This is a genomic window from Desulfoplanes sp. (assembly GCF_054921335.1).
The window spans coordinates 1-13,868 of the sequence record NZ_JBUDSQ010000070.1 but is presented as its reverse complement, the minus strand read 5'-3'; the positions used below and the strand labels follow the sequence as shown (position 1 = coordinate 13,868).

General features: G+C 48.7%; 16 protein-coding genes and 1 pseudogene. All 17 read left to right on the top strand.

Translation table 11 applies throughout. The features are described 5' to 3' along the window. Positions 1 to 166: 166 nt before the first annotated feature. Positions 167 to 604, top strand: coding sequence for a hypothetical protein (locus tag ACY692_RS12130; RefSeq protein WP_462325633.1), 438 nt, complete (start codon positions 167 to 169; stop codon positions 602 to 604). Further along, on the top strand, positions 580 to 2,022 hold the full coding sequence (locus tag ACY692_RS12125; RefSeq protein WP_462325632.1) for an ImmA/IrrE family metallo-endopeptidase: 1,443 nt from the start codon (positions 580 to 582) through the stop codon (positions 2,020 to 2,022). The genes ACY692_RS12130 and ACY692_RS12125 overlap by 25 nt, the downstream gene beginning before the upstream one ends. 231 nt (positions 2,023 to 2,253) lie before the next feature. Continuing rightward, the gene (locus tag ACY692_RS12120; RefSeq protein ID WP_462325631.1) at positions 2,254 to 2,751 is read left to right on the top strand and encodes a sugar transferase; all 498 of its coding nucleotides are present in this window, start codon (positions 2,254 to 2,256) and stop codon (positions 2,749 to 2,751) included. A 58-nt stretch (positions 2,752 to 2,809) separates the two neighbouring features. Continuing rightward, a complete protein-coding gene (locus ACY692_RS12115; protein WP_462325630.1) occupies positions 2,810 to 3,466 on the top strand; it encodes a hypothetical protein in 657 nt (218 codons plus the stop codon). 280 nt (positions 3,467 to 3,746) lie between these two features. Continuing rightward, positions 3,747 to 4,403: a sugar transferase gene (locus ACY692_RS12110; protein WP_462325629.1), complete on the top strand. Its 657-nt coding sequence runs from the start codon at positions 3,747 to 3,749 to the stop codon at positions 4,401 to 4,403. A 330-nt stretch (positions 4,404 to 4,733) separates the two neighbouring features. Next, a complete protein-coding gene (locus tag ACY692_RS12105) occupies positions 4,734 to 6,017 on the top strand; it encodes an AAA family ATPase (RefSeq protein ID WP_462325628.1) in 1,284 nt (427 codons plus the stop codon). Next, a complete protein-coding gene (locus ACY692_RS12100; protein ID WP_462325627.1) occupies positions 6,017 to 6,457 on the top strand; it encodes a hypothetical protein in 441 nt (146 codons plus the stop codon). The genes ACY692_RS12105 and ACY692_RS12100 overlap by 1 nt, the downstream gene beginning before the upstream one ends. A gap of 240 nt (positions 6,458 to 6,697) precedes the next feature. Continuing rightward, positions 6,698 to 6,874 carry a hypothetical protein gene (locus ACY692_RS12095; RefSeq protein WP_462325626.1) on the top strand — a complete coding sequence of 59 codons (177 nt, stop codon included), beginning with the start codon at positions 6,698 to 6,700 and terminating at the stop codon, positions 6,872 to 6,874. Further along, on the top strand, positions 6,871 to 7,167 hold the full coding sequence (locus tag ACY692_RS12090; RefSeq protein WP_462325625.1) for a hypothetical protein: 297 nt from the start codon (positions 6,871 to 6,873) through the stop codon (positions 7,165 to 7,167). The genes ACY692_RS12095 and ACY692_RS12090 overlap by 4 nt, the downstream gene beginning before the upstream one ends. A 491-nt stretch (positions 7,168 to 7,658) precedes the next feature. After that, on the top strand, positions 7,659 to 8,765 hold the full coding sequence (locus ACY692_RS12085) for an AAA family ATPase (protein ID WP_462325624.1): 1,107 nt from the start codon (positions 7,659 to 7,661) through the stop codon (positions 8,763 to 8,765). Continuing rightward, positions 8,762 to 9,355 (top strand): hypothetical protein, encoded by a 594-nt coding sequence (locus ACY692_RS12080; RefSeq protein ID WP_462325623.1) that lies wholly within the window; start codon positions 8,762 to 8,764, stop codon positions 9,353 to 9,355. Before ACY692_RS12085 ends, ACY692_RS12080 begins: the two co-directional genes overlap by 4 nt. Positions 9,356 to 9,531: 176 nt before the next feature. Further along, positions 9,532 to 9,714 (top strand): four helix bundle protein, encoded by a 183-nt coding sequence (locus ACY692_RS12075; RefSeq protein WP_462325622.1) that lies wholly within the window; start codon positions 9,532 to 9,534, stop codon positions 9,712 to 9,714. Positions 9,715 to 9,720: 6 nt separating this feature from the next. Continuing rightward, positions 9,721 to 9,975, top strand: coding sequence for a GIY-YIG nuclease family protein (locus tag ACY692_RS12070; RefSeq protein ID WP_462325621.1), 255 nt, complete (start codon positions 9,721 to 9,723; stop codon positions 9,973 to 9,975). A 15-nt stretch (positions 9,976 to 9,990) separates the two neighbouring features. Then, positions 9,991 to 10,182: pseudogene (locus ACY692_RS12065) on the top strand (four helix bundle protein); the annotation flags it as partial. 211 nt (positions 10,183 to 10,393) lie between these two features. After that, on the top strand, positions 10,394 to 11,509 hold the full coding sequence (locus tag ACY692_RS12060; RefSeq protein ID WP_462325620.1) for an AAA family ATPase: 1,116 nt from the start codon (positions 10,394 to 10,396) through the stop codon (positions 11,507 to 11,509). Continuing rightward, the gene (locus ACY692_RS12055; protein WP_462325619.1) at positions 11,506 to 12,177 is read left to right on the top strand and encodes a DUF4276 family protein; all 672 of its coding nucleotides are present in this window, start codon (positions 11,506 to 11,508) and stop codon (positions 12,175 to 12,177) included. Before ACY692_RS12060 ends, ACY692_RS12055 begins: the two co-directional genes overlap by 4 nt. 472 nt (positions 12,178 to 12,649) lie before the next feature. Beyond that, complete coding sequence (locus ACY692_RS12050; protein ID WP_462325618.1) at positions 12,650 to 13,315, top strand: acetyltransferase; 666 nt, start codon at positions 12,650 to 12,652, stop codon at positions 13,313 to 13,315. Positions 13,316 to 13,868 lie beyond the last annotated feature (553 nt).

Sequence of the window (13,868 nt, the reverse complement as noted above, 5' to 3'; positions counted from 1 at the left end):
TTAAGATTTAGGTTTTAGGGAACAACAAAAGCGAAAAACCCGGAATGAAACGAGAAGCAAGGGCATTTCACCGGGGAGTCAGGAAAAATGATGCTTAGCGAGCTTGCGAGCCTTAGCAGACCTTATGCGTAGCTGAACGGTGAGGCAGGGAAGAAAAGAGGAAAAAATGGAAGGACGTTGCATTGTGCCTGCGGATACAAAAGGAAACGATTGGAAGTATGAACGCGGGGATGGTCGGTTCAAGCATCGTTGGGATCGGCCTTATGCCGGATTTGTTCCGGGAAGCAAAGGGCAGGTGGGGAAATGTTCTTGTAAGATCACGCAAAGTATTGCAGAAAAGATTTTGAACCAAGGGATTCCCCTTCCGGTGGACGAGATGCGGGGGGAGACATATCCCAAAAAAATGTATTGTGTGCATGAAGGTGTCATTTATGAGGCTGTGCCGACGACGCCGGGGATTTCCTATCATGGCTACCCTTGGCGCGGTGACCTCAAGGGCAGAACGCCCATTCCGCGTTGGATCATGCGCACATTGCGGAAGATGGCCGAGCAACAAGGATTTGCTGAGGAGTTCAGGGCATGGGAAAAGAAATACGCAAGATAATCGGCGCTCCTGATGGATTGCAGTTCGAGTTCGAACTTTCGGATCAAAAAAAACTCCGGAAAGGCTTGTGCTGGGGCAAAGCCAGGCTTCTGGTGCTTGGCGAGGCTTTGTGGGTGACGGAAGACGACGCCGGCAATGAACAGGCTGTGGAGTGGAGTTGGGTCGATCTGCTAGAGTTTGTGGCCGAAAATTGGCCTTGGCTGCTCTTGGAGGAGATCTATCCCATTCCCATCAATCCGCTGGATGTGACTGCAATGGAATCGGCGGCAAAGCAACGCTGGGAAGGTCTGAGCGAGACTATTGTCGATGACGAGGATGAAGAACTGGTCCGTTTCAGGTATCGTCATGATCTGGCTTTGGCCCTCAAGGGCATCTACCTGCCTTCCGTACTCCTGCTCCGTCAGGGAAGATTGGTTCAGGTGGGAGTTCCTGAGTGGGATAAAACTTTTTTATTACCGTTTGCCCATGTCAAAACAGTGCTTGAAGAGCTCGGTGAGTGGATTGCGAACGAGGTTCGGGGGACAGGGGACGCACGTGCCGAGAGAGCCCTTTCTCTTTGGGAAAAGCGGGATGACCGGCTGCGGGAATGGCGGATTCGTCTTTGCAGTGGAATGTCTGCTGATGAATTGGATGGCATCCTGAACGGACGGATTCCAGAAGAATTTTTCGAGATGCCCGCTCAGGATGCGGATGACAGCAGCGAGCTGGCCATGGCAGCCAGGATGGCTCCTGGCGGTCTGGGGGTGGAAGGAAAGCGGGAAGTTATCGAAGCGATCCGGGCGCTTTCTCACAACGAGACCCCGGAGTTGGATGTATTGAGCCGAGAATCATTGTCCCTGCTTGATCCCGAAAGCCGTCCTTTTGAACAGGGCTATCTGCTTGCCGGATGGCTGCGTGAACAACTTGGTTTGGAATGGGACGCGGTACCTGATCCGGAAAAACTGCTTCGGCTTTGGGGGGTACAGATCACGGATGTGCCACTTGAGCGTGCAACAGAAAAACTTGAGGCCGTTGCCGCATGGGGGCCTCGGCATGGTCCTGCCGTTTTGATCAATGCAGCTTCCGGAGCTCGTGGCCAACATATCCATCGCAGACGTACCTCCCTTGCTCATGAAATATGTCATTTGCTTGTGGACCGGAGCGGTTCTCTTCCTCTGGCTGAAGTCCTTGGCGGTCGAACCCCTGAAATGCTGGAGAAACGAGCCAAAGCCTTTGCCGCAGAATTCCTTCTTCCCCGCAGTGTCGCTGCAGATGCCGTGCGCAAAGGGACCGATTTGCAGACAGTGATTAATGGGCTTTCTTCAACTTTCAATCTCAGCCGTGAACTCGTAGCGTGGCAAGTGACCAACTCCGAAGCCTATATGGTTTTGCTTCGTGAGGAGAAGGCTGTTTTGGAAATGGCATTAGGGTGGGGGTAAAAAAGAAAGGAGGCCCGGGTGAAATAGAACGGCAAGGGCATTTCACCGGGCAGGCAGGGGAAGGACGTTTTTTGGTTTTAAGATTTAGGTTTTAGGTAACTGCGAAAAACGAAAAACTCGGATGAAATGAAAAGCATGGGCATTTCATAAGGCAGGCCAGAGACGAGAAGCTGTTTTTTTCGCAAAGGATGACTGCGGGAGATCGGAAGACGTGGCTGGTAGGGATATATTTTGAAACGAATATTTGATGTTATAGCCACAGCAACCGGATTGATTTGTATCAGGCCGGTTCTTGTGGTTTTGTGGTATTTTGTCCGCAAGCACATGGGCTCGCCGGTTTTCTTCAAGCAGAAGCGCCCTGGCCTGCACGGCAACCCCTTCTATATGTATAAATTTCGGACAATGACCAATGCGTGTGATTGTGATGGCTGCCTCCTCCCCAACTGCGACCGATTGACCCCCTTGGGTAAATTTCTCAGGTCCACTTCTTTGGACGAACTCCCCGAACTCTTGAATGTCTTAAAAGGCGACATGAGCCTGGTTGGCCCCCGGTCGCTGCTCATGCAGTATCTGGATCGCTACACCCCCGAACAGGCCAGACGCCATGACGTGCGCCCTGGGATTACCGGTTGGGCCCAGGTGAATGGGCGCAATGCCCTTTCCTGGGAAGAGAAATTCAAGCTGGATGTGTGGTATGTGGATAATCGGACGTTTTTGGCGGGCAATTAAAGGCATTAGCCCTCTGTGCCAGGAATGACCAAAAGTGTATAAGAAGATGGAGGGGCTAATGTCTCACCTGGGAGCCAGCATCGGAACATCATTGATGCAATCAGCTCTTTCTGGCGGAGCAGCAGATATTGCAGGAGATGTGGCAGAACTTGCATTAGATGCTGCTCTTAACGAAGGCCTCCTTAAGGATTTGCCAGTATTTGGGTGGTTCTTTAAAGCGTATGGCATGGTCGGTAGCATCAGGGAACGCATCTTACTCGGCAAGATAGCCAAATTTCTTCAAGCCACTGCGGCAGTGAGTGATTCTGACAGGACTAAGTTCCGGGAGAAATTCGCGGCGGATCCTGAGTTTTGTCGAAAGATCGGTGAGAACTTGATGCTTCTCTTAGATCGACACGACAACATGGATAAGGCACACATTCTTGGAAAGGTTTTCTCTGCCTATCTGCGCGGGATAATTGATTATGAATCGTTTCTCAAAATTGCATCTGCTGTTGATCGGGCACTCATCTCGGACCTGAAGAGACTTGAGGAATATTACCGAAAAATACAGTCCTATGAACCCAAAATGGGAAAAGCATTTGCCGAAGTACTAGACGATGAGACGAGCCAATCTCTCTATATTGCCGGTCTAGTACGGTCCGAAGGGGTGACTGAAGATATATATCTTCAAAACAAAACAGGTGAACAGCTTATTCAGTTCATGTATGAATAGATCTTGAAATATTGTAACTGCTCAGTCTCAAGACAGGGTTAAAAATACAATTCGTCCTCCTTGGGGACGCCAGGTAGTTCTTCATGGATTATTGACAATACCAAAAAGGAAAGGCTCTTATTGGATTCCTGGAGTCCACCTTACCTCCCAGCCAAGTATCATTAGATTTAGCACGACACCCGGCCCTGCAATCGAGTCTTTCTCTTGGGGCTTTTGAGCGTCTGCTCGATCTTTCGAGCAACAGCTGAAGGGTACAACTTCCCTGACACAGGGGGATATCTTGAAACGAATTTTTGACTTCATCGCCACAGCATCTGGATTGATCCTCATCAGTCCGGTGTTTTTGGTTTTGTATCTTCTGGTTCGCAAGCACATGGGTTCGCCTGTTTTTTTCAAGCAGCAGCGCCCCGGCCTGCATGGGAAACCGTTTTTCATGTACAAGTTCCGGACAATGAACATCGCATGCGACGATTCCGGAACCCTTCTCCCCGACTGCGAACGCTTGACTCCCCTGGGCAAATTCCTCCGCTCCAGCTCCCTGGACGAACTCCCCGAACTTTTCAATGTCTTAAAAGGCGACATGAGCCTGGTAGGTCCCCGGCCGCTGCTCATGCAGTATCTGGATCGCTACACCCCCGAACAGGCCAGGCGGCATGAGGTGCGGCCCGGGGTGACCGGGTGGGCGCAGGTGAATGGGCGGAATGCCCTCTCCTGGGAAGAAAAGTTCAAGCTGGATGTGTGGTATGTGGACAATCGGACGTTCTGGCTGGATGTGAAGATTCTGGTTTTGACGGTATTGAAAGTCTTTAAGCGAGAAGGGATTAGCGGGGGTGGGTGTGAGACGATGACGGAATTCAAAGGCACGAGGCTAGAGGCTATAGGCGAGAGGGAAGGAGGCAAGGACAAGGATAAAGGCAGGCGAGAGGCTATGGGCTAGGGGCTAGAGGAAAGACAAGGACAGGGATAAAGGCAGGCTCGGGGCTAGAGGCTCGGGGCGAGAGGAAAGGCAAGGACAAGGATAACGGCAGGCGAGAGGCTAGAGGCGAGAGGGAAGGTAAGGACAGGGATAACGGCAGGCGAGAGGAAGGCAAGGACAGGGATAACGGCAGACGAGAGGTTCGAGGATCGGAGTTTGGTGGAAGCGATGGAACGTAGCTGCCAGAGAGACTGCAGGTTTAATGGCCGCGGGTTTTCCCCTAGCCTCTACCCTCTACCCTCTTGCCCTTAGCATCTCCCCTTCCTCACCCATAAAAGGTAAGGAAAAATCATGCAAAAAATTTCCATTCGATCATTCGGGCCGATCAAAAACGTCGAGCTTCCTGTTTCCGATATCATTGTCCTGAATGGGGCGCAGGCCAGCGGGAAGAGTACGATTTCAAAGTCGATCTACTTCTTCAAGTCCCTGCCGGAAGTCCTTTTTCAGGCGATGCGGGAAGATATTCACTTTGATGAGGGGTTTGATAAGAATCTTGTTATTGCGTGCCGTAAGCAGTTGATATCCATATTCGGGACGACAAAGCATTTTGATAATTTTCTTATCCGCTATGAGTTCTCTTGGGACAAGTATATCAACATCTCCAAAGAGAAGGGGACGGGCCATGCCAGGGTGGTTTTTTCCAAAGCATTAAAAGACGAGCTGTTGCCTGTTACCAGAAAGATGGTTCACCTGCTCTCCATGGAACACGAGCTGACGAGTCCGGACGACTATTCTTTGTACAAGACGAGCCGGAAACAGCTGCTGGATATCAAGAAAAGGATACAGGATGTTTTTGAGGAAAAACACCAGCCCATGTTCATCCCTGCCGGGCGGAGTCTGGTGTCGACTCTTTCCGGGGTGCTCAAAAATATCGATTCCTATGATTTCGACTATCTGATGAAGGATTTTGTCCAGCGAATCTTTTATCAGAGGGATCTCTTTTCCAGGGATCTGGAAGAGATCGTCGAGGACCAGAAGAAACTGACCACCACGCCCATTGACTTCAAGAGAGTGAACCAGGCCAAGAAGCTCATCGGCGACATTCTGCATGGCACCTATCGGTATGAGAACGGCGAAGAGCGGATCATGATCGATGATGAGAATTATGTGAAGATCAAGTTCGCTTCGTCCGGTCAGCAGGAATCGCTGTGGATTCTGCTGCTGCTGTTTGTTCTGGTGCTGCATAACGAAGACTGCTTCAGCGTCGTGGAAGAACCCGAAGCGCATCTTTTTCCTGCAACGCAGTATAAGATGGTCCAGTTACTGGGAGTCTATGCCGGTCGAATCGGCAATCAGATCGTCCTCACCACCCACAGCCCGTACATCATGGCCTCCATCAACAATCTGCTGCTGGCCGGACAGAGCAAAAATCGGAATGAGTATCAGCCTGTTTCCAGTATCCATGAGTGCAGTCATCTTGAGCGGGAGCGTGTTTCAGCGTATTTTGTCAAAGATGGACACCTGGCTGATATTATTGACGAAGAGACCGGAATCGTGGACCCGACGTTTCTTGACTCCGCATCCGAGGAGATCAATAAGGATTTTGACGCATTGCTTGGGATGGAGGATGCGTGATGAGTTTTTTTCCAAAGAGATGTGTTGAGGTTTTGACCGGTAAGGTAGTTTCAGTTTCTGGAGGGAAGAGAAAGTTTGTCATTCTAAATAAGAATAAAATACCTGTACGAAAGGTTGATATTGATGATTGCCTTATTGAAAAAGTCGACGGTCAAATGGCATGCGATTATGGTTTGTGGGTTGAAGAGAAAAATATAGCGTATGTTGTTGAATTGAAGGGCATGGATGTTGTTCACGCATGCAGGCAGATTTTTGAAACGCTGAAATATGTACGAAAGTATCATCCTGAAGAACTTGAGGGCAAGGATATCGAAACAGCTGTTGTATGTTCAAAATACAGTGTTCCAAAACTTAAGGTGCATCCTGCGTATGTGAAGTTGAAAAAACTTGTTAAACGCGATCCTGTGATCAAAATAGGGCAGCTTGAGGTGCGATGTTGATATGAAGGAAGTGAAGGCGAGAGGCTATAGGCTATAGGCAAGGGGCTAGAGGCTAGAGAGTAGGGGCGAGAGGCGAGAGGCGAGGAGCGATGGAACGTAGCTGCCAGAGAGACTGCAGGTCTAATGACTGCGGGTTTTTCTCTAGCCCTTTCCCCCTTCCCCTAGCCCCTCGCCTATAGCCCCTAGCCCTTGCCCTCTCGCCTTCCCGCGAGACAGGCTAGGGAAAGACATGGAGGGCAGATGATGGAAAATCGCCGTTTTCAGATTAAAGTCGAGGGATCTGCTGTTCAGGAAGGGCAGATTTCTTTTGCTTTGCTGGGGCAGATATTGAAAGGTATTCAGGATACTGTATACTATCTGGCTCTTGCTGATTTGCAACATGATTATCGTCAACGGAAATTGAGGAAATTGACGTGAGTCCCCTTGAGGTTACGGAAATCCATGCCGACGGACACGTGTTGCTTCTTCATGAGGAGCTCAGTGTCCCTGTTATGTTTGATCAGGAGAGCCAGGAACTTACACTGGATTATCAAGATCTGGGCATTGTTCTGGGTGCTGAAAACCGGGAGGATCTTCTGGCTGAATTTTGTGCTGATTTCTATTGGGCTTGGCAGGAGTACGGCAAAGATGTTGAAGAAAAGATGAGCAAAAGTGCCGAGAAGCTTAGGCTGAAAATACGTGATCTGGTCAAGGAGGAAAAATCATTATGAATCCAAGAAGCCGGAAAGATGTGGAGCAGGCACTTGAGCGCAAAGGGTTCGCCAAAAACCAGAGGAACCACCGAAAATTTATATATCATCTGTTGACGGGCGAAAAAACAGCTGTCTGGACCAAAACAAGCCATGGTAGCAGTCATAGTGAGATTTCCCCCTCCAACCAACGGAAAATGGCCAAGCAATGCAAGCTCCCGAACAAGGACTTCGACCTGTTGATGGATTGTCCTTTGAGCCGGGAAGAGTATCAGAAAAAATTGGATGAAGGTGGGTGGTTGTAGACCGGGGAAAAGAATGGAGACGGGAAAAGTGAATGCTTAGCGAACGCAGTGAGGTTAGCAGACCTTATGCAGAGCTGACGGGAGACGGGAGGAACGGAGACGGGAGGTAGGGGACGGGGCAAGAGGCGAGGGGCAAGAGGCGAGGGGACGAGGCGAGAGGGGCATTGTGACGGTATTGAAATTTTTGTTTTAACAGGAAGAGATGTTATGATTACGCGGTTGTATATACATAATTTTAGGACGTTGCTTAATTTTGAGGTGCAGTTGGAGGATTTTAATCTGCTGCTTGGGAGAAACGGGACCGGGAAGACGTCTATTCTCGAGGTGCTGGGGAGATTGCGACGGTTTATTGTTGAGGGGGCTGGTGTTGATGATTTGTATCCTGAAAAGGATATCAGTGCGCTGGCTTCAAAGAAGAGTGGGAAGTTTGAAATTGATGTTCGTACAGGTGGTATGGATTTTCGGTATGAGATAGAGATTGCGCATGATCTTGAGAAAAAAAAGTCTCGAATCGAAAGGGAATTGTTGTTGGAAGACGGGAAGATTATTTTCGAAAATACAATGGGTGAAGCCACGTTGTATAATGATGCATATGGCACAGGGCCGAGTTTTCCCATAGACTGGTCCAGGTCCGGTCTTAATGTGGTCATGCCGCGAAACGATAACACCAAACTTATCGCCTTCAAAGAATATATGGGAAATGTCTGTGTGAGCAGGCTCAATCCCATGGCCATGCGGGCAGAAAGCAGGGGGGAGACACAAACACCGTCCGAGAACATGGAACATTTTTCCGATTGGTACCGATACCTGTTGCAGGCCGAGCCGGGGAAAACCGCCTTGATCTCTCAAAAGTTGGCGCCGGCGCTTCCCGGTTTCAAGTATTTGAAGTTTGCACCGTCAGGGGATGCTAAAATATTAATGGCATGCTTTGGAGACAACCAGGAGCACTGCTACCGGTTCGATGAACTGTCCGATGGGCAGCGGGTGTTGATCGTGCTGTACTCCCTGATTTACGGGGTCAAGACAGAGAATACCATCTTGTGCATTGATGAGCCTGAAAATTTTCTGGCCCTTCCGGAAATCCAACCCTGGCTGGATGCTCTCAACGATCTTGTGGAGGATGGCCTCCAGGTCGTGCTGGTTTCCCATCACCCGAAACTGATCAACTTTCTTGCACGTGACATCGGTCTCTGGATCTACAGGGAAAGAGAGACCGGGCCGACCCGGGTTAAGAAAATTATCGAGTCAGGTTCGGAGAGTGGCGGAATATCTCTTGCCGCTCTGGTCGAGCGTGGTTGGGTGTATGATTTTTGAATCGGGAGGAAGGAATCCGTGGAGATGCTGTGAGTGCGAAAAGTGGAAGAACACAATTTGTCATACTTTGCGAAGATAGAAACCACTACAATTTTGCCAGAGGGTTTCTGATTACCCGGCTTGGTGACGAGCATGTTGAATTCGTTCAAAAAATATCACCTTATGGAAAAGGTGCCGGTGAACAGTGGGTCCGGGAATCCTTTGTCGAGGAACTGGAATCCTTGAAAAGGAGTGCTTCAAAAAGGAAGGCGGTTCTGCTTGTCCTGATCGATGGTGACAAGCTGGGATTTGCATTCAGAAAGGCAAATATTTTGAGTTGTGCATCCGGTGGTGATTTTGATGCGCTTCTGGCAAACCATGTGGCGATTTTTTCTCCAACGAGGAATATCGAGACATGGTTTTACTGGATTGATGGTCATGAAGATCTGGATGAGAAGACTGATTATAAAAATCAGTACAGGGAAGTAAAAGCGACCAGGAAAGGGAAGGAACTTGGATTGATATGCAAGGGGGGCGAACGGGGAAGGGATTTTCCTCCGTCGTTGTCGGATGGGTGTCGGGAATGGGGACGGTTGGGGGAGAGAGGGTAGGCTGGGGGCTAGAGGCTAGGGGCGAGAGAGGAGACGGGAGAAGGACGGTTTTAGGTTTTAAGATTTAGGTTTTAGGGAAAGGCAGGGAGACCCGGTTGAAATAAGCAGCAAGGGCATTTCACCGGGCAGGCGGGAGGGAGAAGGTTCGTAGGTTTGAGGCTTTGGATGCCCGCCTTGTGGAATGGCGAATATGTCGCCCCTCTTGTGGAGGATTCCACAGGGTAAAGAAGGAGGGGATGCGGTTGGCCTCTCGGGTGTATCGGGTTTTGAGGGAGTGTCGAGATTTTGGGTTGCGGGATCAGATGCAGCGGGCTGCGGTTTCTATTCCATCGAATACCTGCCCCAGTGAAATAGCTTGAGGTGTCATGTTCTATACCTATGTTCTCCAAAGCGAAAAAGATGGCAATCTGCACGTGGGGTACTCCAAAGATCTCAAGCTAAGATTTGAGCAGCATGCAAAAGGATACGTTGAGTCGACAAAAAACCGAAGGCCACTCAAGTTGATCTACTATGAGGCATGTCTGACCACTGAAGGTGCTATTCGACGAGAGAAATATTTGAAGACCCACTATGGGAAAATGTATCTCAAAAAACGGCTTAAATCTTATTTCACGGGGTAAAAGGGATATGAGAGAAATACGAACAAGGATTTTGTGCATTTTCTTTATATTGCGAAAGGGTCTTGCTCTGAGTTGAGGACGCAGATGTATCTGGCTGTTGACGTGGGGATTGTTGAGAAGGCAGTGGGGGATGAACTGCTGGAGTCGACGAGAAAAATTTCTGGGATGTTGTGTAATTTTATACGGGTTCGGAAGGAAAGATTTTGAAAAGATAGGGAGGCGGGAGGCGGGAGACGGGGAAAGATAAGGAGACAGGAGGCGGGAAAAAGGACGTTTGTTTTTGGTTTCCTCCTTCCTCCTTTCTCCCGTCTCCCTCCTCCATTCTTTTCCCCGTCTCCATTTTTTTCCCTTCTCCCGTCTCCATTCTTTTTTTTCTTTCTTGTAACAAAGGTATTCTCATATGTCGGATCGATTAAAGTTGAAGAAACTTGAGCTCAAAGGGTTTAAATCTATTGATTCTGAAGGGCAAAAAATTGTTTTTCAGGACATCAATATTTTTCTTGGGGCCAATGGTGCCGGTAAGAGCAATCTTGTATCGTTTTTCAAGATGCTGGGGTATATGATGACCGGAGCATTGCAAGTCTCTGTTGCTGATCAGGGATATGCCGACTCCATCCTTTATTTTGGTTCAAAAAAGACAGAAGCTATCGAAGCCAGGCTGATTTTTGAGTCCGGCCTCATGGATCGGGATATCTATGGGTTTACATTGACCCCGTCCTTTGGCGGCAATTTCATGTTCAGAAACGAATATCTGGAATGGAGTCGCACAAGCAGCGAGTCTCCGGCATATATTGACCTGGGAGCCGGACACAAAGAGTCGAATCTGATTGCTGATGCCGAACAGGAAGGGGGGAGTTCCCGTTTTCTTTTGATGCTGCTCCGGAACTGTCGCGTATTTCAGTTCCACGATACGTCTTCAAGCGCCAAGGTAAGAAATCCTGGGTATATCAATGATACAAAATATTTTCGCAGTGATGCCGGAAACCTGGCCGCTTTTCTCTATGCTATCCGAGAAAACAAGGATGAGTGGAAATATTACCGCAGGATCGTGAATCGAATCCGCGAAATTGTGCCCCAGTTTGATGATTTCTCCCTGGCTCCCGACGGCGGCAATGATCAGTATATACGATTGGATTGGAAAGAAAAGGGAGCGGACTATTTGTTCGGCCCCCATCAGCTTTCTGATGGAACATTGCGGTTTATGGCATTGTCAGCTCTTTTGCTGCAACCTCCCAGAACGCTGCCACAGGTTATTGTGTTGGATGAACCGGAGCTTGGGTTACACCCTTCTGCGATCTCTTCGTTGGCAGGTATGGTGCGTCAGGCCTCGAAACAATGTCAGGTGGTCATGGCCACGCAGTCGACACGGTTGGTAGACGAATTCGACCCGGAACATGTAATCATCGTTGACAGAGACGAACGGCATAAAAGGACTGTTTTTTCCCGTTTGGATGAAGATACTCTCCGGGAATGGTGCGGCAGGTACTCTCTTGCAGAGCTTTGGGAGAAAAATGCATTGGGGGGCCGGCCATGATTCGTCTGAATATTATTGTTGAGGGACAAACTGAAGAACGTTTTGTCAACCAGCTTTTGAAACCCCATTTGGCCGAACGTGGCGTGTACGCATTTCCTCGGGTTGTGCTTATGAGTCATGACAAGAAAACGAATACGAAATATAAAGGTGGCCTGAAAACATACACAAAAGCCAGAAATGATATTGTTTCATGGCTAAGGCAGGATAGTGCATCGGAATGTCGGTTTACAACAATGTTTGATTTTTATGCATTGCCTGACGATTTTCCTCTGTATGATGGTATAAAAAAAATAAAAGATCCGTACTGTAAAATTGATTTTTTGGAAAAAGCATTTGCTGAAGATATTCAGGATGAGAGGTTTATACCTTATCTCCAGTTACATGAGTTTGAAGCTTTGCTCTTTTCTGATCCCGTCATGTTCGACTGGGAGTATCTTGAACACGATGATCAGATCGCCCGACTTTGTGCCATTGCCCAAGAGTTCATAAACCCTGAACTGATTAATAATAATCCGAGTACGGCTCCATTCAAACGTATTTTGCATGAAATTCCAGAGTACGACAAAGTTGGCTCAGGATCGACCATTGCCGGGGCCATCGGCTTGGATGCAATCCGCAAGAAATGCAGACATTTTGATGCATGGGTGACGGAGTTGGAAAATCTTTGAGAGAAAGGGAAAAGGAGAGATTGGGAGACCCGGATGAAATAGGACGGCAAGAGCATTTCACCGGGCAGGCAGGGAGGACGGAGGCTGGAGACCCGCGTGAAATAGAACAGCAATGGCATTTCACCGGGCAGGCAGGAAAAGTGAATGCTTAGCGAACGCAGTGAGGTTAGCAGACCTTATGCAGAGCTGACAGGGGAGGCGGCTTTAGGTGATTAAGTTTTAGGTTTAAAGAAAAAAGGCTGTTAACCGCGAAGGACGCGAAGGGCGCGAAGGGGTGATGATTTTGTTGCAGAGTGTTTTTGTTTTTCTGGTCTTTCTTGGCGTTTCTTGGCGCTCTTCGCGGTGAGAAAAAGAAAAAAATTTACCGCGAAGAACGTGAAGGGGATAGGCGGGGGAAGAGCTTAACAGATTCGGGATGGCGGTGTTACAGAAGATTGAAGTGGATCGTTTCAGGAAATATAAGGAATAACGTGTGGACAATGCTGAAATATACATCATTGGGGCTAGTGGCCACGGCAAGGTGATTGCCAGCACGATCATTGCTGCCGGTTTTACACCTGCTGGATTTTTTGACGATAATTCCGAGCTTCACGGGTCAACATTTTTTGGCCTTCCTGTGTTGGGCGGTCACAAAGAATTTGCAACCTTAGTCAATCCCCTTGCTATTATCGGAATCGGAGATGGAAAAATCCGACAAAAAATAATCAACCGATACACCGGGGGGACGTGGCATTCAGTTGTGCACCCTTCCGTGTGTATGGACGCCTCTGCAACCATTGGACAGGGATCGGTTGTTTTTGCAGGGGCTGTCATCCAACCTGATGTGACAATCAATCAGCATTGTATCATAAATACAGGTGCAACGATTGATCATGATTGTATGATCGGAGATTTTGCCCATATTTGCCCGGGAGTGAACCTTGCGGGGAATGTGACCGTCGGTAAGGGAGCCTGGGTCGGGATTGGAAGTCAGATTATTCAGGGTGTCTCTATTGGAGAGGGATCGATTATCGGCGCAGGGGCAACCGTGATTAATGATATACCCCCCCATGTGATGGCAGTCGGCACCCCTGCTCGAGTCGTTAAAAAAATGGAGAACGGAGACCGGAGAATGGAGACCGGAAAGGACTGTCTCTGAATTTTTTGGTCTTTTCCGTCTCCGGTCTCCCGCCTCCTGTTTCCGACAACTCTATTTTTGATTTTTTATATTGAGGAAGTCATAACATGCTGAATGCACAATTTTCTCCCTGGCCCGTCTTCGGGCCTGACGAACGCGACGCGGCCTCTGTGGTGGAGAAGTTTGAAGAAAGGTTTAACCACAGAGGACACAGAGAGCACAGAGAAAAAGCAACAGGTGCTTGAATTTTTTAGTCCTCCCTCTGTGCCCCTCGGTGATCTCTGTGGTGGAAAAGTTTGAAGAAAGGTTTAACCACAGAGAACACAGAGAGCACAGAGAAAAAAGCAACAGGTTCTTGATTTTTTTTAGTCTTCCCTCTGTGGCCCTCGGTGATCTCTGTGGTGGAGAAGTTTGAAGAAAGGTTTAACCACAGAGGACACAGAGAGCACAGAGAAAAAGCAACAGGTGCTTGAATTTTTTAGTCCTCCCTCTGTGCCCCTCGGTGATCTCTGTGGTGGAAAAGTTTGAAGAAAGGTTTAACCACAGAGAACACAGAGAGCACAGAGAAAAAAGC

Excerpts from the sequence above, each read along its gene's own strand:
- ACY692_RS12130 (WP_462325633.1), top strand. The coding sequence starts at position 167 with ATGGAAGGACGTTGCATTGTGCCTGCGGATACAAAAGGAAACGATTGG.
- ACY692_RS12125 (WP_462325632.1), top strand. The coding sequence starts at position 580 with ATGGGAAAAGAAATACGCAAGATAATCGGCGCTCCTGATGGATTGCAG.
- ACY692_RS12115 (WP_462325630.1), top strand. The coding sequence starts at position 2,810 with ATGTCTCACCTGGGAGCCAGCATCGGAACATCATTGATGCAATCAGCT.
- ACY692_RS12105 (WP_462325628.1), top strand. The coding sequence starts at position 4,734 with ATGCAAAAAATTTCCATTCGATCATTCGGGCCGATCAAAAACGTCGAG.
- ACY692_RS12100 (WP_462325627.1), top strand. The coding sequence starts at position 6,017 with ATGAGTTTTTTTCCAAAGAGATGTGTTGAGGTTTTGACCGGTAAGGTA.
- ACY692_RS12095 (WP_462325626.1), top strand. The coding sequence starts at position 6,698 with ATGATGGAAAATCGCCGTTTTCAGATTAAAGTCGAGGGATCTGCTGTT.
- ACY692_RS12085 (WP_462325624.1), top strand. The coding sequence starts at position 7,659 with ATGATTACGCGGTTGTATATACATAATTTTAGGACGTTGCTTAATTTT.
- ACY692_RS12070 (WP_462325621.1), top strand. The coding sequence starts at position 9,721 with ATGTTCTATACCTATGTTCTCCAAAGCGAAAAAGATGGCAATCTGCAC.
- ACY692_RS12055 (WP_462325619.1), top strand. The coding sequence starts at position 11,506 with ATGATTCGTCTGAATATTATTGTTGAGGGACAAACTGAAGAACGTTTT.